1 protein-coding gene is annotated in these 1,326 nt (G+C 74.2%); it reads right to left on the minus strand.

From position 1 onward, the window contains the following. Positions 1-586: 586 nt before the first annotated feature. Positions 587-1,153, minus strand: a complete 567-nt coding sequence (locus SZN_RS37125) for an MSMEG_1061 family FMN-dependent PPOX-type flavoprotein (RefSeq protein WP_007506524.1) — start codon at positions 1,151-1,153, stop codon at positions 587-589. Positions 1,154-1,326 lie beyond the last annotated feature (173 nt).

The following is a 1,326-nucleotide window of genomic DNA, read 5'->3' on the forward strand; positions in this document are numbered from 1 at the left end:
GGGACGGTGCGGGGCGGCTGTCCGGGTGCGGCCTGTGCGGCAGGCCCGGCGAGGTCGGCTGTGCGCGCGCCCGTCGTGAGCAAGGTGGTGCCTGTGGTCCGCCTCATGCGGTGAAGTCCCCTCCCCGGGCAGGGGTGAGCACGGCTCCGCGGAGCGGACGCACCCCCCTTGCGCGACGCCGGCTTCCCCCTCAGAGACCGGTCGTCGACACATCCGTCGCGTCAAATAGTGAGGTATCTGTGGAGCTTTCGTGCTCTTGCTGCGCAACCTGACGGAAAAACGCAGGTGCGCCCGAACGGCCCGGAGCGGCCGGAATCGCTGCCCGGCATGCGGCCGCGCGGTCCGGGCGGCGCCCGCGGCAAGCCCTTCTCCCCAGGTGGGGCAGGGTGATGATCGTATGGACCGACCGGTCGGGCCCTGAGGTGCGACCGCCACTGGTATGGACCGGTCGGCCGGTCGGGCGTGCGCCGGTTTCAGGTCATCCGCCCGTCCGCGCGCCGGCCGGCGCCCGGCGGACGGGAGGACGTCCGGCGAAGACGGGCTTACGGCCGGGCGACCGGGGAGGAACGGCCGCCCGGTGCGGCGCTCAGCTCTCCTGCCAGGTCGCGGGCTTCCACACCCCCGAGCGGTTCAGGGAGGCCGGGCAGTGGAGGTAGATCTCGTCGATGTCCACGACGAGGGCCAGTTGGGGGCGGCGGCCGCCCACCGCCATGGCGTCGAAGAAGGGCGCGTCGGTGAGGATGCGGGCGCGGCCGTTGACGCGGAGCACCTGCTTGCCGCCGGGTATCAGGTAGAGCAGCCCGGCGTGCGGATTGGCGAGGATGTTGTGGAGGCTGTCGCCCCGGCGGTTGCCGGGCCGGTCCGGCAGGGCGAGGGTGCGGGGGCCGAGGACATGGGTGAAGCCGGGGGCGTCGCCGCGGGGCGAGACGTCGCAGTTGCCCTGTGCGTCGGAGGTGGCGAGCAGGCAGAACGGCGAGCGGGCGATGATCTCCAGGTCCTCCTCGGCCAGTTCGCCGTGCACCTTGTCGATCACGAGGGGCCACGGCTCGCCGAGGAGGGCGCGCAGCTCCTCGCCTGAGCCGAGTGCGACCCAGCCCTCGCCGAGGGCGGAGTCGCCCGGCCGGATGTCAGCGGTGTCGGTCGTGTGCGGCAAGGCCGGCTCCCGGTGGTGCGTGTCGGGCGGGTGGTTGCACGTGCCACGCTATCCGACATTAGGTTTGCCTTACCTACCCGGGGTGCCCCGTCGGGTGCCGCCGCCCGGCGGCCCGCGCCCGACCGCCGCGCGAGGCGGAGGGGCGGCGACGGCGGCCGGGCGGGGCCGGGGCG

The organism is Streptomyces zinciresistens K42 (assembly GCF_000225525.1).
Lineage (GTDB): Bacteria > Actinomycetota > Actinomycetes > Streptomycetales > Streptomycetaceae > Streptomyces > Streptomyces zinciresistens.